General features: G+C 59.7%; 26 protein-coding genes and 1 pseudogene. 16 read left to right on the forward strand and 11 right to left on the reverse strand.

Features of this window, described 5'->3' with window-relative positions:
- Positions 1-92: 92 nt before the first annotated feature.
- Complete coding sequence (locus ACXMDP_RS11780) at positions 93-272, forward strand: ATP-binding domain-containing protein (RefSeq protein WP_457766906.1); 180 nt, start codon at positions 93-95, stop codon at positions 270-272.
- Here the strand turns inward: ACXMDP_RS11780 and ACXMDP_RS11785 are convergent.
- Positions 252-923, reverse strand: a complete 672-nt coding sequence (locus tag ACXMDP_RS11785; protein ID WP_457766907.1) for a methyltransferase family protein — start codon at positions 921-923, stop codon at positions 252-254. The genes ACXMDP_RS11780 and ACXMDP_RS11785 overlap by 21 nt on opposite strands.
- A gap of 92 nt (positions 924-1,015) precedes the next feature.
- Here ACXMDP_RS11785 and ACXMDP_RS11790 point away from each other — a divergent pair, with 92 nt between their 5' ends.
- On the forward strand, positions 1,016-2,650 hold the full coding sequence (locus ACXMDP_RS11790) for a hydroxysqualene dehydroxylase (RefSeq protein WP_457766908.1): 1,635 nt from the start codon (positions 1,016-1,018) through the stop codon (positions 2,648-2,650).
- A gap of 136 nt (positions 2,651-2,786) precedes the next feature.
- Entirely contained in the window at positions 2,787-2,993 is a 207-nt protein-coding gene (locus ACXMDP_RS11795) for a DUF1651 domain-containing protein (protein WP_457766909.1), read from the forward strand.
- 146 nt (positions 2,994-3,139) lie between these two features.
- On the opposite strand, the gene ACXMDP_RS11800 is transcribed toward ACXMDP_RS11795, so the two are convergent.
- Positions 3,140-3,460, reverse strand: a complete 321-nt coding sequence (locus ACXMDP_RS11800) for an MTH1187 family thiamine-binding protein (protein ID WP_457766910.1) — start codon at positions 3,458-3,460, stop codon at positions 3,140-3,142.
- 141 nt (positions 3,461-3,601) lie between these two features.
- Here ACXMDP_RS11800 and ACXMDP_RS11805 point away from each other — a divergent pair, with 141 nt between their 5' ends.
- From ACXMDP_RS11805 to ACXMDP_RS11820, 4 genes are all read left to right on the forward strand, one after another.
- On the forward strand, positions 3,602-3,766 hold the full coding sequence (locus ACXMDP_RS11805; protein ID WP_457766911.1) for a hypothetical protein: 165 nt from the start codon (positions 3,602-3,604) through the stop codon (positions 3,764-3,766).
- Between the two features lie 254 nt (positions 3,767-4,020).
- On the forward strand, positions 4,021-4,770 hold the full coding sequence (locus ACXMDP_RS11810) for a glycosyltransferase family 2 protein (protein WP_457766912.1): 750 nt from the start codon (positions 4,021-4,023) through the stop codon (positions 4,768-4,770).
- A 36-nt stretch (positions 4,771-4,806) separates the two neighbouring features.
- On the forward strand, positions 4,807-5,487 hold the full coding sequence (locus ACXMDP_RS11815) for a thermonuclease family protein (protein WP_457766913.1): 681 nt from the start codon (positions 4,807-4,809) through the stop codon (positions 5,485-5,487).
- Between the two features lie 80 nt (positions 5,488-5,567).
- Positions 5,568-5,939, forward strand: a complete 372-nt coding sequence (locus tag ACXMDP_RS11820) for an AbrB family transcriptional regulator (RefSeq protein ID WP_457766914.1) — start codon at positions 5,568-5,570, stop codon at positions 5,937-5,939.
- Positions 5,940-5,971: 32 nt separating this feature from the next.
- Here ACXMDP_RS11820 and ACXMDP_RS11825 read toward each other — a convergent pair whose 3' ends face one another.
- Complete coding sequence (locus ACXMDP_RS11825) at positions 5,972-6,223, reverse strand: hypothetical protein (protein ID WP_457766915.1); 252 nt, start codon at positions 6,221-6,223, stop codon at positions 5,972-5,974.
- Positions 6,224-6,843: 620 nt separating this feature from the next.
- Between ACXMDP_RS11825 and ACXMDP_RS11830 the strand changes: the two genes are divergently transcribed.
- From ACXMDP_RS11830 to ACXMDP_RS11845, 4 genes are all read left to right on the forward strand, one after another.
- A complete protein-coding gene (locus tag ACXMDP_RS11830; protein ID WP_457766916.1) occupies positions 6,844-6,966 on the forward strand; it encodes a hypothetical protein in 123 nt (40 codons plus the stop codon).
- Between the two features lie 585 nt (positions 6,967-7,551).
- A complete protein-coding gene (locus tag ACXMDP_RS11835) occupies positions 7,552-7,698 on the forward strand; it encodes a lmo0937 family membrane protein (RefSeq protein ID WP_457766917.1) in 147 nt (48 codons plus the stop codon).
- A gap of 319 nt (positions 7,699-8,017) precedes the next feature.
- Positions 8,018-8,506, forward strand: a complete 489-nt coding sequence (locus ACXMDP_RS11840) for a hypothetical protein (protein WP_457766918.1) — start codon at positions 8,018-8,020, stop codon at positions 8,504-8,506.
- A 48-nt stretch (positions 8,507-8,554) separates the two neighbouring features.
- Positions 8,555-8,878, forward strand: a complete 324-nt coding sequence (locus tag ACXMDP_RS11845; RefSeq protein WP_457766919.1) for a hypothetical protein — start codon at positions 8,555-8,557, stop codon at positions 8,876-8,878.
- A 16-nt stretch (positions 8,879-8,894) separates the two neighbouring features.
- On the opposite strand, the gene ACXMDP_RS11850 is transcribed toward ACXMDP_RS11845, so the two are convergent.
- From ACXMDP_RS11850 to ACXMDP_RS11870, 5 genes are all read right to left on the reverse strand, one after another.
- Complete coding sequence (locus ACXMDP_RS11850; RefSeq protein WP_457766920.1) at positions 8,895-9,254, reverse strand: transglutaminase-like domain-containing protein; 360 nt, start codon at positions 9,252-9,254, stop codon at positions 8,895-8,897.
- Positions 9,185-9,733 (reverse strand): hypothetical protein, encoded by a 549-nt coding sequence (locus ACXMDP_RS11855; protein WP_457766921.1) that lies wholly within the window; start codon positions 9,731-9,733, stop codon positions 9,185-9,187. Before ACXMDP_RS11855 ends, ACXMDP_RS11850 begins: the two co-directional genes overlap by 70 nt.
- Before the next feature lie 182 nt (positions 9,734-9,915).
- On the reverse strand, positions 9,916-10,242 hold the full coding sequence (locus ACXMDP_RS11860; protein ID WP_457766922.1) for a CsbD family protein: 327 nt from the start codon (positions 10,240-10,242) through the stop codon (positions 9,916-9,918).
- A gap of 159 nt (positions 10,243-10,401) precedes the next feature.
- Positions 10,402-10,566, reverse strand: a complete 165-nt coding sequence (locus ACXMDP_RS11865) for a DUF1328 domain-containing protein (protein ID WP_457766923.1) — start codon at positions 10,564-10,566, stop codon at positions 10,402-10,404.
- Between the two features lie 43 nt (positions 10,567-10,609).
- Entirely contained in the window at positions 10,610-10,774 is a 165-nt protein-coding gene (locus tag ACXMDP_RS11870) for a CsbD family protein (RefSeq protein ID WP_457766924.1), read from the reverse strand.
- Between the two features lie 227 nt (positions 10,775-11,001).
- Here ACXMDP_RS11870 and ACXMDP_RS11875 point away from each other — a divergent pair.
- Positions 11,002-11,130, forward strand: a pseudogene (locus ACXMDP_RS11875) (AbrB-like transcriptional regulator); the annotation flags it as partial.
- A 77-nt stretch (positions 11,131-11,207) separates the two neighbouring features.
- On the opposite strand, the gene ACXMDP_RS11880 reads toward ACXMDP_RS11875, so the two are convergent.
- Positions 11,208-12,560 carry a glutamate decarboxylase gene (locus ACXMDP_RS11880; protein ID WP_259730840.1) on the reverse strand — a complete coding sequence of 451 codons (1,353 nt, stop codon included), beginning with the start codon at positions 12,558-12,560 and terminating at the stop codon, positions 11,208-11,210.
- A 275-nt stretch (positions 12,561-12,835) separates the two neighbouring features.
- Between ACXMDP_RS11880 and ACXMDP_RS11885 the strand changes: the two genes are divergently transcribed.
- The 3 genes from ACXMDP_RS11885 to ACXMDP_RS11895 all read left to right on the forward strand — a co-directional run bounded on the left by ACXMDP_RS11885 (position 12,836) and on the right by ACXMDP_RS11895 (position 17,352).
- Entirely contained in the window at positions 12,836-13,774 is a 939-nt protein-coding gene (locus ACXMDP_RS11885) for a carbon-nitrogen hydrolase family protein (protein WP_259730839.1), read from the forward strand.
- Positions 13,775-14,118: 344 nt separating this feature from the next.
- Positions 14,119-16,485 carry a cation-translocating P-type ATPase gene (locus tag ACXMDP_RS11890; protein WP_259730838.1) on the forward strand — a complete coding sequence of 789 codons (2,367 nt, stop codon included), beginning with the start codon at positions 14,119-14,121 and terminating at the stop codon, positions 16,483-16,485.
- A gap of 426 nt (positions 16,486-16,911) precedes the next feature.
- Complete coding sequence (locus tag ACXMDP_RS11895) at positions 16,912-17,352, forward strand: DUF421 domain-containing protein (RefSeq protein WP_259730837.1); 441 nt, start codon at positions 16,912-16,914, stop codon at positions 17,350-17,352.
- 16 nt (positions 17,353-17,368) lie between these two features.
- On the opposite strand, the gene ACXMDP_RS11900 is transcribed toward ACXMDP_RS11895, so the two are convergent.
- Together ACXMDP_RS11900 and ACXMDP_RS11905 are read right to left on the reverse strand one after the other, a co-directional pair.
- On the reverse strand, positions 17,369-18,223 hold the full coding sequence (locus tag ACXMDP_RS11900; RefSeq protein WP_259730836.1) for a transglutaminase family protein: 855 nt from the start codon (positions 18,221-18,223) through the stop codon (positions 17,369-17,371).
- Between the two features lie 426 nt (positions 18,224-18,649).
- Entirely contained in the window at positions 18,650-18,802 is a 153-nt protein-coding gene (locus ACXMDP_RS11905; protein ID WP_457766925.1) for a hypothetical protein, read from the reverse strand.
- Positions 18,803-19,106: 304 nt separating this feature from the next.
- Between ACXMDP_RS11905 and ACXMDP_RS11910 the strand changes: the two genes are divergently transcribed.
- Positions 19,107-20,138 (forward strand): magnesium transporter CorA family protein, encoded by a 1,032-nt coding sequence (locus ACXMDP_RS11910; RefSeq protein WP_259730835.1) that lies wholly within the window; start codon positions 19,107-19,109, stop codon positions 20,136-20,138.
- Positions 20,139-20,209: the final 71 nt, after the last annotated feature.

The raw sequence follows: 20,209 nt of genomic DNA on the forward strand, positions 1-20,209 counted from the left end.
TGCAGCCGGCTAAGAAAGAGCGCCGCCTGATCAGGTAAGGGGGTGGGGGTGTCATTCGTGTCCCAGAACCCAGGGGCGAACTCGGCACCCTCGTGCCGGCCAATGCCTGCACGAGCCATAAGAGCCAGGGCAGCGAACTCCCCGCCGTGGTGATCCCCCTGCTCATTCACCACGACGCGATGCTGCAGCGCAATCGGGTGTTCACCGGCATCACCAGCTGCTTGCCGCGGTTGATGCCGGCTGCGTGGGCCTCACCAGAGGCCTGGCAGTAGCCGCGCGCTGTGCTTCTGCCAGGCGCTGAACTCCGGGTACTTCGCCGCCATCTGCACTTCTTTTTGGCCAATGCGCTGCAGATAGATCAGCAGCACCAGCCCCGGCACCAGGTAGGCCCAACCGTTGCCGGCCACCACCGCGAAGCTCAGGTAGCGCAGCAGATCGCCTAGGTAGTTCACATGGCGCACGCGCCGCCAGATGCCGTCGCTCACCAGGCCAGCACCCATCGCTTTGGCGGTGGTTTTCTGTGCATCGGCGCTGGCGTTGATCAGGCTGCCGAAGCTGAACAGCCCCAGCGCCACCGCCACGGCGGCGTGGGAGATGGGCATGGGATTGAGAAAGGCCAGCAGCCCCGGCAGGCTGTAGAGCACCCCGATCAACAGCAGGGCGAAGCCAAACCCCACCACCGCCACACGCTCGCTGAACAGCTGGCGAGCCCGTTCGGGAAACAGCCACTGCTCCAGCAGCCACCAGAGGCAGTAGCTGATGTGCAGGCTGAGATAGACCACCTGGCGCATGTCCTTCACCCCGACCACGGCCGCCAGCACCAGCAGCAGCACGATCGTGAGCATTTTGGCGGTGTTGATCGCCGTGAGTTGGCTCCAGCCCGCCGGCGGGGCCTGGCCCTCGTCCCGTGCTGATTCAGCCATCCGCGCGCCCTCGCTGACGGCACCCTATTGGTCCTGTCGGGCGTCGCGACCGCCAAAACCGCTCACACCGCCGCTGCCAGCTAGAACGAGCCATGCCAGACGACACCATGCCTGACAGAAAACAATCTCATGTGGTCGTCATCGGAGGCGGATGGGCTGGCTGGGGTGCCGCAAAGTCACTCTGCGAAGCCGGCGTTGACGTGACCTTGATTGATGGGATGGTCGATCCAACTGGCAGTCAACCGATCACAACCAAAAGCGGTAAACCCTTTGAGGCTGGAACCAGGGGCTTTTGGAAGGACTATCCCAACATCAATGCCCTCACAGAAGAGCTCGAAGCTGGCAATATTTTCACCGGCTTTACAACCAGTGCTTTTTGGTCACCCGATGGATTGGAAGCGACAGCTCCTGTTTTTGGAGAATCACCACAATGGCCAAGCCCCCTAGGCCAAGCGCTTGCAACAATCAAAAACTTCAAGCGACTTCCTATTCAAGATCGACTCAGCATCGCAGGACTTCTCTATGCCATGCTGGACCTCTATCGCAGCGACAAGGTTTTCCGCAAATACGACGATCTTAGCGCACAATCACTGTTTATAAAGCTTGGCATCAGCGATCGACTAATTAATGAATTCTTGCGACCGATTTTGCTTGTCGGTTTGTTCAAGCCTCCCGAAGAAGTTTCGGCCGCTGTCACCATGGAGCTCCTCTATTACTACGCCCTGGCACATCAAGACTCGTTTGATGTTCGTTGGATTCATTCAAAAAGCATTGCCGAACAACTGTTTGAGCCTCTCAGTCGAAGGCTGATGTCTCGCCATCATCTGCGCGTCCTTGGCGGAACCGTCGTGACACGGTTGAATGTTTCATCTGAGACGCAACGCATAAGCTCGGTTGAAATTCAAAGTGTAAAAACAAAAGAGGTCAAGGTGATTGATGACGTCGATGCTGTGGTTTTAGCGGTGGGTGCTAAAGGACTTCAATCCCTGATGTCTCAATCTCCAGAATGCAGCAAAGCAGCGCCAGAGCTTGTTGCCGCTGCTTCTCTCGGTTCGATCGATGTCATTTCAACACGTCTGTGGCTGGATCGCTATGTTCCAATCGCTTACCCAGTCAATGTTTTCTCTCGCTTCGAATCGCTGAAGGGTGCCGGAGGCACATTTTTCATGCTTGACCAACTGCAAAAAGAATCGGAGCGGGCGCTATGGGGTCATGACCAGCCGCAGGGTTCCGTGATTGCAAGCGACTTTTACAACGCATCTGTCATCGCAGTGATGAGTGATCAAGAGATTATTGATCGACTTATGCATGACTTGCTTCCAATTGCTCACCCTGAATTTAGGAACGCGAAGGTAGTTGATTACGAGGTACGGCGTTATCCAGATTCTGTGTCTCACTTCTCTCCCGGCAGTTTCAGGATGCGCCCACCCTTGGAAACCTCAGTAGAGACGATCGTCTGCGCTGGTGACTGGGTGCGGATGGGCGACAAAGAGCATGGTGCCAAAGGTCTTTGCCAGGAAAGAGCCTATGTTTGTGGACTGGAAGCAGGAAACTCCCTGATCAGGCGCAAAATCGTCAATGGGTCCAATCAATCGAAAACCATCCAACATTCGGTCGTCCCAATTCGTGCTGATGAACCACAAGTAGTTCTAGGCCGTGTTCTCAACAAAATCGTGATGGATCAAATCGATGGCTTTGGCCTGACACTTCCTTGGCTTGACTCATAGCGAGCAAGTTATCATTTAAACGTAGCTGTGGCATGGAAGTCTCATGACGTTCGCTGGCCTGATCGCATCATCACCCACTCCTCTGATTCCATGACCTCAAGTGTCAGGGCAGAAGTGTCCGTAGTCTTCATTCAGGATGTCAGGCGACAGCGAAACCTGGTCCAGCACTAATTCCGGATGTCGCTTGACAGAAACAAAGGCCGAGGTCATCACCTGTGAGCTGCTGCCCGATCAGGAGATCCCTTTGCGGAAGCGCAGGCAGGAGTTGAAACGAACGGAAGCCCTGAAGTTCTGGGGTGAGAAACGCAAGGCAGGCTGGGCGCCCTGCCGCCCCCAGTGGTGAGCTGGTCCTGTTTGCAGTTGAGGCCACACTGCCGTGATCGGCTTGCCGTACTGACAAGCAAACCAGGCGGATCTATTGATGAATCAGAGGCCTCGACCAGGGCAGCGCGAGCCCAAGCCCTGCAACCGGCCCTAGCCCTTGGCTGCTCATTGGCCCCTGGGCGGCAGCTCTTGGAGCAGAGCCTCAACGCTCGCCACCTTGTCCTCCAGCGTCTGGTCCCGATCGGTGCGGGTGTTGACCTTCACGGTGGTGTAGATGCGGGGACAACCCATCGAATGCACGGCCGTGTGGCATGCCTCGATGGCTTTGAAGACGGGCTCCCACTCGCCTTCGATCGCGGTGCCGTTGGGGTGCAGCTGGATCTTGAGGCCGGCGTCCAGCAGCACCTGTTCACAGGCAGCGATGTAGGGAGCCAGGTTGACGCCAACCCCAATCGGAACGACGCAGAGATCGACGATCACCTTCATCGATGGCCCCCGGAAGCTTGATTGAGAGGCTCCCATCCTCCTGGTCCCCCCTCCGTTCAAGGCGTAGCCGGTGTCTGGCGTCTCCGGTCGTGCCCTGCCCACTCCATTGGCCAGGCCAAGCGTTTAGGCCATACCGCCGGGTTGGCCATGGCTGTGGTGAACCTCTGCGCGGTGGGGATCTACCCCAGCGGGCACCTGCTCGACTGGGCCCGGGGACTTGACCTGGATGTGGATGCTGCCGGAGCCAGTGAGCCCTGCCTGTACCTGATCCCCGATCACGAAACGGCAGAGGGCGTTCATCGGTGAGCTGCACACGGCGCTGGAGAGGCTGGAGCCGCGCCCCTGAGCGTGATGAAGATGGAAGGGCGTCGGCCCCTCAGAATGAGCTGATGACCCCAGCCTGGGCCCACAGGCCGCTCCGTAGTGAGCTTGGACCCTGGCGCCTGGCCGGGCTCCCAGATTCACGGTGTCTACAGTGAAGAGACAACGGCATAGCGCTTGCAAACTTGATGACTGTCAGCGTTATCACTCCAACCAGGCTTCTGCCAGATCGCCTCAGCATGTTGGTGGAGTTGAATGAGAGCCTGAGGAATAACGATTGCTTGGTCGAACACGTTGTTGTTGTTGATGGTGCCAGCCGGGAAGACCTTCCGCCTGAACTCTGCGAACGGGCAACTGTCATTGCAACAGGGCGGCCCATCGGCCAAGCCGCCGCTCGCAATTTGGGCTTGGTGGTTGCAAAAGGCGAATGGATTACCAGCGCCGATGACGATGACTGGCTTCATCCGCAGTCGATTGATAAACGACTGGATGCAATCCGCAGTCATCAAGGTGCACTTTGGTCTGCGGGATACTGTACGGATGATTACAAGATCGACCCAGGAATCGTGCCAGCAGGCCCCAGCTCCCCCGGAGACATCTGGCGTGCCTGGCCAACACCGAAGGCCAGCATCCCCTTGGGGCCAACAACGCTGCTCGTGGAAGCCAACCTTCTGAAGCGGGCTGGTGGCTGGATGGGCTTACCTCAAGGAGAAGATCTTGGCATGATGATGGCCGTGACCTGCATGGCACCCGGGGTGGTGATTGATGCCCATGTTTATCATATTCGGTTGCATGGGGGCCAGATGACGAAAACAACCTGGTTTGACGACCTGGAGCTTCTTTCAAGACGTTGTGCATGGGAAAGAGGTGAGCGGATTCTGCTCCACTCAACCCAAGCTTCCGCGTCTTGGGCCCTTCGTTCTGCTCAGATAATCAGCCCGGTTGAATGTGATCGTCGATTCTCTGTATCCAGCATGACTGTCGGGTGATTCTGCGGGAAGCCGCAGTTGATCCTGAGTAGCCCGATGAACCTTCTTCAGCTCATGCTCTCGGGTCTGTTACTGGCGGTGCAGGCGGCCCCGGCCGCCATGGCCGGCCCCGAGGTTCGCGCCACGGTGCTCTCGATCGGTGATGGCGACACGATCCGGGTGCAGCAGGGCCAGCAGCGGATCACGGTGCGGCTGGCCTGTATCGATGCTCCCGAGATGGCCCAGGCACCCTATGGCGCCCAGTCCCGCGCCTATCTGCAAACGCGGTTGCGGATCGGCACTCCGGTGACGCTGCTTCCCCAGACGCTCGACCGCTATGGCCGCACCATGGCGGAGGTGATCGGGGAGGTGAATCTGAACCTGGCGATGGTGGAGGACGGCCAGGCGTTTACCTACCGCCAGTACCTGAGCCAGTGCAACGCCAAGGAGTATCTCGATGCTGAGTACCGGGCCTCCCGCCATCGCTTTCGCGTCTGGCAGGTGCCTGGCGGCATCACCCGGCCCTGGGACTTTCGCCTGGCCCGGCGTACGGGTGGAAGCAGCCGTGCGGTCAGTTCAGGTGTGGCTCCTGCTGGGACAGCCCCAGCTGCGAAGGTAGGCCAGCGTCACCGCTGCAAGCAGATCGGCAGCTTTACCAAGGCCCAGGAGTTGCTGCGCCAAGGTCACACCTACCTGGATGGGAATGGCGATGGCGAGGCCTGCGAAAGCCTCCGCTGATGGGGCGGGCAACCGCCCCTTGTCGCTCTGGCCGACATCAGCGTGTTCGTTATGGTCGAGCTAATCGATGCTGCGTCAACATGGCCCTCACTGGACCTGACCTGCTGACCAAAGTCAAGGAGCAGGGGGATGCCTCCAAGTCCGACCTGGTGCGGGCCGCCGGCTACGTCAGCACCAAGAAGGACGGCAGCGAACGGCTGAACTTCACGGCATTCTATGAGGCGCTGCTGGAAGCCAAGGGCGTCAGCCTCGGAGAGGGTGGTGGCAACGGCAAAGGGAAGGCTGGTCGCAGCTTGAGCTATGTGGCCACAGTGCAGGGCAACGGCAACCTCCTGATCGGTAAGGCCTACTCCGCCCTGCTGGATCTCAAGCCTGGAGATGAGTTCGAGATCAAGCTGGGCCGCAAGCAGATCCGCCTGGTTCCCGCTGGTGGGGCTGATGACGAGGAGTGAGCCGGGCGCCTGAGGGGGGCCGCCGCTCTCAGTCAACGGAAGGGTTCGCAGGACACCAGGAAGCCGCTGACGTGGTCGGACCATTGGGCCAGCGCTAGCAGCTCGCGGGGTTCCCGGGCAAACCCTTTCTGGGAAAGTGCGGTCAGCTCAGCCAGGTTGTCGTGGGTAACCAGCGGCTTGCTGCGCTTGGCGGCTTCGCAGGCGTCTGTGAACTCCTGCCCCTGCTCGGCCAGGCATTGGGCATAGGCCTCCTCGAAGGCCACTCCCTGCTCCTGAAGCCGCACGAACTCGTCCAGCTCTGGCGGGAGGTGATCCAGCCATAGGGGAAGGCTCCGCAGCGGCCCGATGGTGACGGCGCCTTGTGGAGGTGCATCAGAACCACAGTGGCCTTCAGGGTCCAGCTGGGCTGAGCCAGCAGCTTGCCGGCGGCGATCTCGAAAGACTCGCGGTAGTCCTCGACCAGAGCCTGGTGGATGTCGGTGAGGTCAGCCATGGCGCTGGGTTACATGACAAAGCCCGGTGACGAGGCCACCGGGCTCTGAGGGAGTTTGGTTGATGGGAGCGGAGTGGCTGACGCTGGCACCTAGGGCCAGGGTTCCAGTGGGACTTCCCGATGGGTCCGGGGCACCTGAGGCGAGGCCGTTAACGGTGCAGTCGACGGCGGCGGCGCACACACACAGCGGTGTAACGCGCCAGGGAAACCAGAGATCCGATGAGAGTGTTGGAGCAGGGGCCGGATCGTCAGCGCGCTCCTTACCCCTGCTGCGGTGGGGTGTCGTGTCGTCCATCAATGGGCCTTAGAAACCGATGCAAGAACGATCGGATTGCCCACTGGCGAGGGCATAGGTATATCCACGTCGCCCGCGCCGAGATCCGCCAGGACTGGGAACTGGAGCGGACCGGCATGCTGGCCGCCACCCTCACCCGGCTTGCCGGGCTGGAGGTCTTGGCCCGCAAGTCAGGCAATCTGGCCGTCGCGTTGGGAGCGATTAACGCCATGGCCCGGCTTGATCAGCTCCACCGTTAACGGCGATCAGTGACAAAGCTGCGAACACTGAGGTGTGCACGCACTTGGAAGCTGTTGCACATAGACCAGCACCCCGCTTCGGCACAGACGTGTGCCAATCCGCCCAGACCCCAGTGACCGCAGTGGATCTGAGCGAGAGGAGAGGACACGGACCAGCCCAAAAGCTTCCCCCCCTGGCTGCCGGGGACCCAGCTCATGCAGGGCACGAGCCCCGGTGAGCTCATCCCCGAGCTGATGCGCCAGGCCTTCCAGGACCTGAACGACCTTGAGGTCGCCGTTGTGCTCGGCGCCGAGCGAGTGCAGCGGTATACCTCAATTCCCATGACCGATTCCAACGGAATGCAACGGGTTGTCCAAGCCGTCAAACCCTGTCTAGAACGGAGTTAAGGGCCTCAACAGGGAAACCTACTCGGTCCCCATCCCATCGCTTTGGAGAAGGACGACAAATGAATTGGAGGCCACTGCTCGCATGGCCCATGGAGCGACCGATTCGTTCGTTCGTCAGATGATCGACTGCGCGATCAACAGCGACCGTTTGTTTGATTCGCCAACTCCCAGCCATTCACACCTGAAATGAGGTAGACCATGATTTACACGATTATCGTTGTGCTCGCAGTTCTCTGGCTGCTGGGACTGGTCAGTTCCTTTACAGCAGGCGGACTGATTCATCTGCTATTGGTCGTTGCATTGGTCCTTCTGGTAGTGAATCTCATGCAGGGACGAAGGGTCTAAGGAGGCATCGATTGCATGCCCAGAGCCAATGAAAGTCCCCTTGGACGAGCTTCGAAGGCATGACGGCTAGGAGCCGTGGTGACTTTAGTCTGAACCTCGCTTTAGGTTGATGGCCAACCGATGCCGAGATAGAAGGTTGCCGTAAGGCCCCAAGGCTAAAGGACTTTGTCGGCAAGATCGTAGAAATGATATAAAGATCGTACAAATGACATACGTGAAGTGTCGCGTACGTATGAGAACAGCGGATCAGAATGACCGCATTAAAGATTAAGATCTGAACTCATCTAGGCCAACTCACGAGCAGCTTCATAGACTGAAGATGAACAAGAGGGCTTCAACCATGCGACGAGATACTCAGCTCTGGCTTGCAGGAACTGTTGTGGCCGCGATCTCTTTGGTTTCCGTAATGGTGCTCCATCAACGGGACCAGCTCAGTCAACAACAGCAGGTCATTGAACAACAGAATCTGCAAGCCAAGGCTTTCAAGGAAAGCAGCGATGAAGCCAACCGCATGCGACGACAGGAGGAGACTTTCGCCCTGCAGCTGAGATCACTTGATGCGGAGCAAGCCAGGAACGCAGCCACCGCATCAGCCAAACAAGCCAGCCAGGCCGTTACAGATCAACAGGTACAGGACCGTCAGCGTCTGGAGGGCCAAATCCAGGAGCTCAAAACCCAACGCGCGAAACTAGCTCACCAGGCCGATTGCAACCAGACCCAGACAAGTCTCCGATCGGCCGAACGGGCCGGCAACGACGCCCAGGCCAAGTCCCTTCAGGATCGCTGGAATGCCAAATGCGCCAGCTGAAACAACCAGGTGGCACACCGTAGCCCATCCCCTTCTCCGTTGAGACCCTTGGCCCGGAGCCGATCGAGCCAAGGGGAAGTGGTGGATTGGCGCAGGCAACTGATCGATAATCAGGTCGTTTGGTCGCCATGCCCCTCGTCCAGAGGTTATCTGCCCATCCTGGAGAGATCCCCGCTGCTTCAGCAGGCTCACCAACGCCTGGGTGCCAGCCAGATTGCCGGAGCTGAGCAGAATGATCACCCGATCACCAACCCGCTCAAAGCAGGTCATCTTGCAGAGCTTCGCGAAATCATCGACGCCGGCATTCGTGCGGGAGTCGGAGGCGAGCACGATTCCCTCCTTCAGCAGGATGCTGACGCAGTAGGTCATTGACTGGGTTGCTTCTCCCTCAGTTCGGCAGGTTGGCCAGCTGGCCTTTCTCTCCGTTCCACTCCTCCGTCCAGACCTTGAAGGATTCCAGGGTTGCTCGGCCAAAGCTGGTGGTCAGGGCGACGTCGGCCGCATCCCTGCCCCTGGCGATCAGGATGCGCCCAATTCGGGGCTTGTTGTTGCGCGGATCGAAGGTGTGCCATTCACCACCCAGGTAGGCCTCGAACCAGGCGGCAAAGTCCATGTCGGAAGAGGGCGGGGATTCGCCGATGTCGCTGATGTAGCCCATGCAATAGCGGGCAGGAATGTTCATGCAGCGGCAGAGGGTGATGGCGAGATGGGCAAAGTCACGGCAGACGCCAACCTGATCCTGATACACCTGATGGGCTGTTTTGTTGGACTGGTTTGGCAATAGTTGAAGCTGATGTGGTGATGCACGAAACCACAGATGGCCTGCACACGCCTCCAGCCCGATGGCACGTCATCAAAGAGCTGCCAGGCCGTCTCCGACAACAGGTCGGTTTCGCAATAGCGGCTGCCCAAAAGAAACACAAGCACCTCTTCCGGCAAGGCCTCCACGGGTTCCTGATCCAGCCAGGGCAGCACCGGGTCGGGGAGGCCATTGTCGGCCACCACGCCGTTGCCGCTGAGCGTGATCAGGCCGGCGGGCGCCAGGATCCGGCTGCAGCGGTTGCCGTAGGAATCCCGGTAGGTCTGCACCGGAACCGCTGGGGTGATCTCCATGCGGTCCGGTTCGATCAGGTCCGAAGCGCGGCTGTCGTTGATGCTCAGCGTCAGGATCATCGGCGTGGGCTTCGGGCATCGGTAGATCAGCTCGTAGCCCACGTGAATCTGCATAGCCTGGGCCGCTTGGGGGATGGGTCGTCCGTCGCTTCAGTCTGAGGGGTCGACGGGAACACACGCGGAATCGTTGGTCTCAGCCTTGGAGCCTGTTGGCCTATGCGCAAAAGGCTTCAACATGTAAGAGGCCAGGCCAGGCATCATCGTTGATGATGCCTGGCCGAGCTCCTGCTCCTGGCTCAGCCCATTCCGGCCTTGCCCTTCACGTCTTCTACAGCATTCCGGCCTTTGGCCTCAGCTTGCTTCGCCTTGCCGGCGAGGCGATCTCCCTTGTTGCCAGTGACCTTGCCAACCGACTCCTGAGTCTTGCCCTCAATGTCCTTGGCGCCCGCCTTGACGCGGCCGGCGGTGGCGGCCAGCGGCAAGGTGGAGGCGCTGAGGGTGAAGGCTCCTGAGGCTTGGGCGGGAGCGCTGAAAGCCGGCGTGGCGATCAACACCAGCAGGCTGAAGGCCAAGCCAAGGCAAGTGGCGGCCAGCTGACGCAGAAAACGAGGTTGGTTAATCATGGTGAGGATGGCGAGGGGGTGAAAGAGATTTGGCGCAAGTGCAGGAAAATCCGTGGCAACCAATGCTGCTTGCCCAGGATTGTTCAATAATCAGGGGTTGCCGACAAATCAACTCCTATCACAATGACCTGATTGAACCATTGTGATTCAGATGCTTATTCACAGCGCGCTGCGCCGGCCGGTGAGGAATGAAACCAAAGCAAGCACGAGAAACACAAGAAACAGGATCTGGGCGATGCCTGCAGCTGATCCGGCGATACCACTGAAACCGAGGACGGCAGCGACGATTGCAATGACAAAGAAGGTTATGGCATAGTTCAGCATGATGGAACTCCTAGGCGGTGTTAACTAGCTGGGCGATCTCTTTTTAGTTGGTAGCGTCGCGCACTGAGTCTTTTAGGTCTTCCACGGCATGTTCACCGCTGGCTTGGGCTTGCTTGACCTTGCCTGCTACCTGATCCTTCTTGTTACCGGTGATGTTGCCAGTGGCCTCCTGAACTTTGCCTTCGATGTTCTTGGCGGTGGCTTTCATGTCTTTTCCCATACCCATGACTGACTCCTTTGTGGATGTTCACATCCATGTGATATGGACGTGTTCTTTAAGTCTGCTCAGGAACACGAGCATTGATTCACCAATGATCTTTTGCCTTCCTTAAGTTCTCCTGCATTAAATCTGCAGGATCGCTGTTTCTACTCAGCCATCTTCTGATCTGGGCGAATTGATGCGTATCAACAGCAGATCTGCTTCATTTCTATGGATCCGTGCAGGGCGGCGGCAACCTGTTGATGGGCAAGGCCTACACCGCGCTGCTCGACCTCAGTCCTGGTGATGAGTTCGAGATCACGCTGGGGCGTAATCAGATCCGAATGATCCCTGTTGGAGCATAGGAAGTACACCTACGTTCTCAACTAATCGCCACCCCCGATCCAGTCAGGGATTGTCAGCGTCTCGTCTCGGAACACCTTCAGTGCCGAAACGTCGAAGAGGCATCCTCAGTCCGAGGCAGGGGGTCCTTGAGCCCCACAAGCCAGCCGACAGCCCGATCGATGTCGTTAAGGAGGGCTTCTGCCATGTCGCGGCTGAAGCCAGCACGCACCACGAAGCGCAGCACCGCCCGGTCTTCGCAGTTGGCTGGCATGGTGTATGCCGGCACCTGCCAACCCCGTTCGCGCAACTTGTCGGAGAGGTGGAAGACGGTCCAGTTGGTCACCGCCGGATCCACCTCCACGGCGAAGACAGGCAGCTGACCAAGGGGATGGCTGACCAGACGGAGGGGTTCCAGGTCGCGAATGCCATCGGCCAGATGGCAGGCGATTGCCTCCAGGATGGCCATGCGATGGGCGTAGCCGGCACGGCCCAGGTGCAGAAAGTTGAAATACTGTCCCACGATCTGAGCTCCGGGGCGGGAGAAGTTCATGCCGATCGTGGGCATCTGGCCGCCGAGGTAGTTGACGTTGAAACGCAGTTCCTCGGGCAGCAGGTCGTCGTGGCGCCAGAGCACCCAGCCCACCCCAGGCAGAACACCGCCGTATTTGTGGCCGCTGCTGTTGATCGAAACCACCCGCGGCAACCGGAAATCCCAGAGCAGATCAGGGGAATTGAAAGGAGCCACAAAGCCTCCTGATGCAGCATCCACATGGATGGGGATGTTGAGACCCGAGCGATCCTGCAGGTCGTCCAGCTGTAACTGCAGGGCTTCGATCGGTTCGTAGCTGCCATCAAAGGTGCTGCCAAGGATTCCCACCACCCCGATGGTGTTGTCATCACAGCTGGCCACCGCTTCCTCGGCGCCCAGTTGGAAACGTTCCGATGTGATCGGCACCAGCCGGGGCTCCACGTCGAAGTAGGCGCAGAACTTGTCCCAGCAGATCTGGGTGTTGGTGCCCATCACCAGATTGGGGCGACTGGTGTCGAGTCCAGCCGCCAGCCGACGCTGCCGCCAGTGCCACTTCATCACCAGCCCGCCCAGCATGCAGCCCTCACTGGAGCCCGTGGTTGAGGTTCCCACAGCACGTTCTGGGTCCGGGGCATTCCAGAGGTCCGCCAGGATCCGCAGACAGCGCACCTCCAACTCAGCGGTCTGCGGGTATTCATCCTTGTCGATGATGTTCTTGTCGACGCATTCCTCCATCAGACGGCGGGCGCACGGATCCATCCAGGTGCCGACGAACGTGGCCAGGTTGAGACGGGCGTTGCCATCGAGCATCAGGTGGTCGTGAATCAACTCGTAGGCGTTCTCAGCGTCGAGGCCGTGCTCAGCCAGCACATCGCGGGGGATCTCCGCTGGCAGGTTGGCCGCTTTCAGCCTGGCGCTCAACCCAGCGTCGATCCCAAGGTTGGTGGAACGGTGCTTCTGAACTGTCGAGTTTTTCATCATTGGGTGGGGCTGGGTTATAGATGTTCCATTCAAGAGGCATCGTCTAGGCCAAGGGTGTGGTGCGTCACTTGTCGAGGCGTTTCCCTTTCGCACGTGATCACCGGTAGAGTCGTCTCTCTACAGGCTCGGTGGAGCCTTTGACGCTGCCAGGCTTCCACCAAGATGCAAACCCTTCAGAATCCGCCTTGGGCCCGGTGCTTGGGCCCAAGATCCCTATGGACGTCCACTACCGGCTTCATGGCTTTATCCGTCCCGAGCCCCCCGCTTGGGGACAGGGGCTGCGGCTCGGCATCTGGCAGGGCACCGGAGCAGCGGCCACCCCGGAAGCGGTGGTGGAAAACTTGGAGCGACTCGAGGCCGTGTGCGCCATCGCCGTTGAGCGCCAGGTGCAGCTTCTGGCTTTCCCCGAGCTTTACCTCAGTGGTTACATCGTCACCCCGGAGCTGGCCCGTCCTCTGGCCGAATCTGTGGATGGTTCCAGCTTGCAGCGGGTGGCCGCCGCCGCCCGCCGCCACAACCTGGCGGTGGCCTGCCCCTATCCAGAACGTGCCCAGGTGGCCGGAGAGGAGCGCTTCTACGACGCGATTGCCCTCTTTGGACCCGATGGCACTCTGCTGCGCAACTACCGCAAAACCCATCTGTGGGGTCCGGACGAGAAGCTCTGCTGGAGCCCCGGTTACCAGTACGTCGAGGAGGGTCCTGCGTTCACGGTTCAGGTCGTCAATGGCGTTCCAGTTGGCCTGCTCAATTGCTACGAAGCCGAGTTTCCTGAACTCACCCGTTGCCTCGCTCTGCTGGGCGCGAAGCTCGTGCTGATCCCGACCGCCGCGGATGCCTGGGCAATGCTCAGCAACGGCCAGCGCACCGATCGCACCTATCCAGACGTCTCACGCACCCTGATCCCAGCCCATGCCTTTCAGAACGCCTGTTTCGTCGCCTATGCCAACCGCTGCGGCGATGAAACGGTGAACGGAACGGTGATGGCTGCTTATCTGGGCAACAGCATCATCTGCGGCCCCTATGGAGATGTGCTGGTAGCTGCCAGGCCAGAGCCCACCCTCCTGCTCGCCGACTGTATTCCCAACGAGTACGGCCCGACACATCCAGCCGGCACCAAATACCACGAAGACCTGCGTCCGGAGCTTTACGGCTGACATTCGTCTTACAGATTTGAAACCTGTCAGTAAACTTTGTGGTTTGCTCCGTAGGGCAAGACACTAGGAACGAGTTCCAGTCATCTGGCTACATAGTCAGCACCGGTAACTACAGCAGATTGCTCAGGCAAAGCCCATCCAGGAGAGTGCATCAAACTCGGCTCAGTCGCGGGTTTCGGAGCGGCCTGTTCCTTCCCCAAGCGAGCGGGGGGGCAAACAAAGAACACTCGCAGCCGAAGCGCACCACGGCCGGCGGCTGCGGCATGGGCGTTGAGGTTTGTGTCATTGGCACTCCGGTGATGGCGGACGGCTCAGGTTGGAGAAGGGCCCAACGACGGAAGCTGATGTCCTGGCTCGAGCCCACCAATCTGCTGCTGCTGGCCTGTGCCCTCCTCTACGGCCTGATGGGGGAATGGATCGACGGCGCGATCCTGCTGGCATTCGTGCTGGGCATCAGCCTGCTCGACGCCGTCCAGCAGCAACGCAGCAGCCACGCCCTGGCGGAACTGGCCCGCCTGTCGGCACCCCGCGCTCATGTGCGCCGCGATGGCCAGGACCTGGAGCTCGCCACCGATCAGGTGCGCCTTGGCGATCTGCTGCGCCTGGAGGAGGGGGATCGAGTGGCGGCCGATGCCGCGATCACCGAGGCGGTGGGGCTGTGGCTGGATGAGTCCCTGTTGACGGGTGAGTCTCTGCCGGTGGCTCGCACGGTCCCTGGCGAACGGGTGCTGGCGGGGACGCTGGTAGCGGGAGGACGGGGCTGGGCCACTGTGGTGGCGGTGGCCGAAGCCACGGAGCTGGGCCGACTCGGCAAGAGCCTGGCCACGGTCAAGCCGCCTCTCACCCGGCTGCAGCGCCAGACCCGGCAGCTGACCACCCGGCTCTCGCTGGCGGCCCTGGCCCTCTGTGCCGCCCTGGCCGTGGTCCAGGGAGCGTCGAGCGGCGACTGGCCCCGGGCCCTGCTGGCCGCCCTGGCCCTGGCCCTGGCGGTGCTGCCGAATGAGATTCCCGTGGTGCTGGCCCTGTTTCTGGCCCTCGGCGCCCTGCGCCTGGCACGGATCGGCGTGCTGGCCCGCTGGCCGGCGGCGGTGGAGAGCCTCGGCAGCGCCACGGTGCTCGCCGTCGACAAGACCGGCACCCTCACCGAGAACCGCATGGGGGTGCAGCAGCTACTCACCTGGCCGGATCTGAAGGACTGGCAGGCCGGCACGCCCCTGGAGGACCCCTTCCACCAGCTGATGGAGCTGGCGGTGCTGGCCAGCCGTGGCGATCCGGTGGATGCCATGGAACAGGCGATTCAGCGCCTGGCCGCCGACCAGCTCGACAACACCGAGCACCTGCATCCCGACTGGCCCCTGGAACGGGAGTATCCGTTGCAGAGCGATCTGCTGGTGTTCTCCCGCCTCTGGCGGGACGGCGACGGGCACCTGCAGCTGGCGGCCAAGGGGGCACCCGAGGCGATCGCCGATCTCTGCCACCTGGATGGCGAGCGGAGCGCCGCCCTGCTGGCGGCCGCCGATGGACTCGCCGCCCGGGGACTGCGGGTGCTGGCGGTGGCCCGCGGGCTCGATGGCGTGCCGGTGCACGAGGGGCAAGCCTCCAGCAGCGGTGCTGGCCTGCCCGAGGACGTGCACGACTACCCGTTCGAACCGGTGGGGTTCCTGGCCCTGGCGGATCCATTGCGGCCAGATGTGCCGGCGGCGATCGCCACGGCCCAGGCGGCTGGCGTGCGGGTGGTGATGATCACGGGGGACAGCCCTGTGACGGCCCGCTCGATCGCCGATCAGGCGGGTTTGCCGCCGGGACCGGTGCTCTCCGGCCACGAGCTGGAAGCGCTCTCCCCGCAGGCGCTGGCGGCCGGGATCGGCGCGGTGTCGGTGTTCGCCAGGGTGATGCCCCAGCAGAAGCTGCAACTGGTGCGCGCCCTGCAGGCCGCCGGTGAGGTGGTGGCAATGACCGGCGATGGCGTCAATGACGCCCCGGCCCTCAAGGCCGCCGACATCGGCGTGGCGATGGGCAAGCGCGGCAGCGCCGTGGCGCGGGAATCCGCCGATCTGGTGCTGCTCAAAGACGCCTTCAGCGATCTGGTGCAGGCCCTGGAACTGGGCCGGCGCGTTGATGCCAACCTGCACCGGGCGCTGGGCTATACGCTGGCGATCCACCTGCCGATCGCGGCCCTCAGCCTGTTGCCGCTGCTGCTGCCGGGCCAGGCCCTGATCCTGCTGCCGGTGCACATCGCCCTGCTGCATCTGGTGATCGATCCGGCCTGCACGGTGGTGTTTGAGGCGCTGCCGGCCTCACCGGGCCTGATGCGGCAGCCACCCCGGCCGCCGGAGGCGCCCCTGTTCGGCCCCGACACCTGGCGCCATTCCCTCAGCCAGGGGGCCGTGGTGATGGTGGCCGCCCTGGTGCTGGCCTTCTGGCCCGACACGGACACCGAATCACGCCGCAGCCTGGTGTTCTCGCTGCTGCTGCTCGCCGGCGGCGGGCTCGTGTGGCTGAACGGGGATCCCCACAGCCGCATCACCGCCGCCGGTACCGGCATCGGCCTGGGCTTGTGGCTGCTGCTGATGGCCTTCCCCGCCCTCCAGCGGGTCCTGCAGCTGGCGCCCCTGACGCCCGTCCTTGTGGTCACGTTGCTGCTCCTCACCGCGGTGACCCTGCTGGTGGCCGGCCTGCTGGACCGTTTCCGGCTCCGGCGGCGCCCCTGAACCCAGCAGGCTGGCGGCATAGCTGAGGGTCTCGCCGGAGTCGCCGCCGGCCAGTTCCGGTTGGCGCTCGTGAATGTCCCGCAAGTGGGACACCCGCGTTTGGGTGAGGCCCGCCCCGACGCACCTGCTGACCCGGAAGTGGTGCTGGGCTGTTGGGACGCAGTACAAACCTGTCGGCCTCACGCCCCTTCGCCTACTAAACAACCTGGTGGTACTACACATCAAGGCCGTGTGGAGGCCTCGCAGGGGTCAGCTCAGGCTGATTAATCGCCGGTGCTATCCCTGAAATCCTGTGACGCAGTACCGGGGAGCAGTACCGGGGAAGGGGTCCTTGCAATCCTAAGCCTAGAGCCGGCGCCTAAACTAGGAGCACTGTCCAACTGGGAATGGTCGATGTGGACACTTGCTATTCCGATTTGGGAGTTCGTGCTTCGCGGAGCAGTCGTTTACATCTTTCTGCTCGTTCTGCTGCGAATAACGGGCAAAAGACAGATCGGTCAACTCGCCACGTTTGATCTTGTTCTCTTGCTCGTGCTCTCTAATGCCGTGCAGAACTCGATGAATGGTGGTGACAGCTCTCTAATCGGGGGACTCGTCTCTGCTTTGACGCTCGTGGGACTGAACTATCTTGTTGGCATCGCCACCAGTCGTAGCAAACGCATTGAGGCCTTCATTGAAGGGCACCCGGAAGTACTGGTACACAATGGGAGATTCTATCCCGACGTTTTGATGCATGCGCAACTCACCCGCCACGAACTTGACACCGCCATCAGGGCTGCCGGCTGCGATTCGATCAATGATGTGCACGTGGCTATTCTGGAGAACAACGGATCCATCACCGTCCTGCCAAAACACATCAGAGCTTGAGCTCAGGCCAACAGCACTAAAGCCGTCTGACCCGGACTGCCACGTCCATCGACAGCAGCCTCGAATCGCCGATGTACGAGCCAGCGATGGGCGGAACTGAGTGGGGTAAGCGGCCAACCGCCACCGAGATGTGGTTCTCACCAACGATTTCACCGCGTGTGGGATCGAATCCCTTCCAGCCGGCACCCGGGAGAAAAACTTCAGCCCAGGCATGGGTGCTGCCCGCATCAACCGCTGCATGCGTCGTGCAGCTGTAGCCACTCACAAAGCGAGCGGGAAATCCAAGCAGCTTCGCCGCTTCCATGAACAGGAAGGCAAGATCGCGGCAGGATCCAGAGGCTCTACTAAGGGTTTCCGCCGGGGTCTGCACACCAGGTTCTTCTCGCTGGCGATAGGAGATAAGCTCGTGGATGGCAAGATTCAGGCGCTGCAGCAAGGAGTAGCTCTCGATGGCCACGCCGGCCTGCCAGACCGTTGAAGTCCACTGCGCCAATGGTCCGGCCTGCGGAGCTGGCACTGTGAGTAGATAAGCATCGAGAACGGGGCGGTCTTCTGGGACATAGGTGAAGGGATAAGACACGGCATAGTCTTCCACCAGAAAGTCAAGAGGCTCTTGATCGTATTGCTGGATGATCAGACTGCTTTCGATCAGCAGCAGATCTGCAGGTGCTCTGAAACTTGCAATGGCAACAGAATTGTCTTCCACGTCGCGATGCCAGCGCAGGCATGCCGTTGGCTGGATCGTTATCCTTGAGGATTCAATTCTCAGGTTATGCCCCTCTCTCGGACGCAAACGAAGCTCATGGGAGCCGAGCTGAACAGCGCCAGAATAGTTGTAGGCAGTGCGATGGACAATCTGATAGCGATTCATCAAGGTAAGTAGATGCCCCTACTGCGAGTGGATCAGAACACTAAAGAGTTCAAAGGATACTGTGGCATGAAACGGAAGCCCGTCACGGTCGCTTCGAACTCCTTTTGCGTCATCGCTCGGGGGTTCCTCAGAATTCTCACTGTAACCTCGCCAATCTCTGTAGAAACGTAGTCTTCAAGTGCTGACGTCCGGACATCCCAAGACACAGCCATCCTGAAGTTTATGAAAGAAATTAGCGATCACAACAACATCATCCCCAGAACCACCCCTATCCCATCGGTGAACGGCCAGAGAGTCAGTGCACGGTCATCGTTGTAGACATAGACACCGCCCTGCCATTCCTCACTTAACCATCATCCAACCATGGCTCGAGATCGCTGGGGCTTGATTGGTCGTCACCTTCTCTACCAGAACTGGGATCATGACTCATGGCATTGCCAACGGAGTTCGTGACCCAACGTGCAAAGGGGTCCATGCTTTGACGACTCCCGCCTTTGTTCTGAGCTTATACTTGAACTGATCGCCCACCTTCGCACCATCAACAGCGACATACCAACAGCCCCGCTTCTCGGGATTCATCGGTTCGGCGATTCCATTCCAGCCGTTTAACGTTCCTATCACGGAGACCTACTCGGTAAGGGGAGCCCTGACGCGGAACGCCGCGCCATCCCCATACAGGATAGATTACAAGCCATGAAATACTGGCATCTCGCCCATGGCTGAAGCGGAACAGCTTCCTATCAAGCTAAGCCATTCCAGCTGGGTAGACTGCCGGAGTTAACACCCAAGTTCCTTAAGGAACTGATGGTTGAACCCCACCGGCCAAGATTCGCCAACAGGGTTATCCATCCTACTCTCGTAAATCAACTCCGCTTAAGGTGACGTGCCCCGCTCCTTCTTTTATCAGATCTGCAACAACGGCCCCCCGAAGCGGTTTGAGACGGCAGTATCTGCAGTTGAAGCAGCAGACGGGAATGGTTTTGCCTGGTTGCACTACAACGGGCCAACACGGACGGAACTCACTGGACTCGTTGAGCTGCTCGGGCTCCATTCCCTTTCGATTGAAGATTGCCTTGATGACAGTCAGATACCTAAGATTGATGACTTTACAGATAACACATTCATTCTCTTTAACATTTTTGAGTACGACAGAGGCGTGCTGGAAGTTGGCGAAGTCAATATGTTCATCGGTGACAAGTTCTTCGTTAGCATCAGTCACCTCAATTGCAAGCAGCGACCATATCTGAATGATATTCAACACATCATCGAAAAGAACATTGAAGCGGCTCGGCAGGGGCCATCCCACGTCATGCACTTAATACTTGACTACATCGTAGACCATAAGTTTGTTGCCATTGAGGCCATCGAAGATGAGTTGGATGATGTGGAAGGAGCACTCATCTCAGCTCCCGCGAGCTTTAATCCGACGGAATTGATAAAGTTCCGGCGCTATCTTCTGAGGCTGCGCAAGAGCCTGTTTCATGAGCGCGAGATCCTCAACAAGATCTGCCGAAAGGATTGTCGATTTATTTCGGAGCAATCAATCTATCATTATCGCGATATCTATGATCACCTTGTCCGATTCTACGAGCTGACCGAGTCATACCGGGACATCGTTACTAGCTTAATGGAAATGTATCTCTCATTACTAAACAACGAAATGGCAAGGGCAGCCAATGAGACGAATAAGACAGTCAGGCGACTGACACTGATCACTACAATCTTCATGCCGTTGACACTGCTTGCCGGGATTGGGGGGATGTCCGAATGGTCAATGATCACAGGCCCCGACAACTGGCGTGTGTCCTATCCAGCATTCATGCTCGCCATGGTTTTTCTGGGTTTAGCAAGTTACTACTTCCTCAGCAGGTTGGACAGGAAGCAAACAAGTTCAAAGCGAAACAGGCATCCTTGAATTGAGCGCATCCACCCCTCCTCCATCGCCCCTCACCCCATCTCCTAACCCAAGCATCAAGCGAAGCAAAA

Source organism: Cyanobium sp. ULC065 (assembly GCF_977927515.1).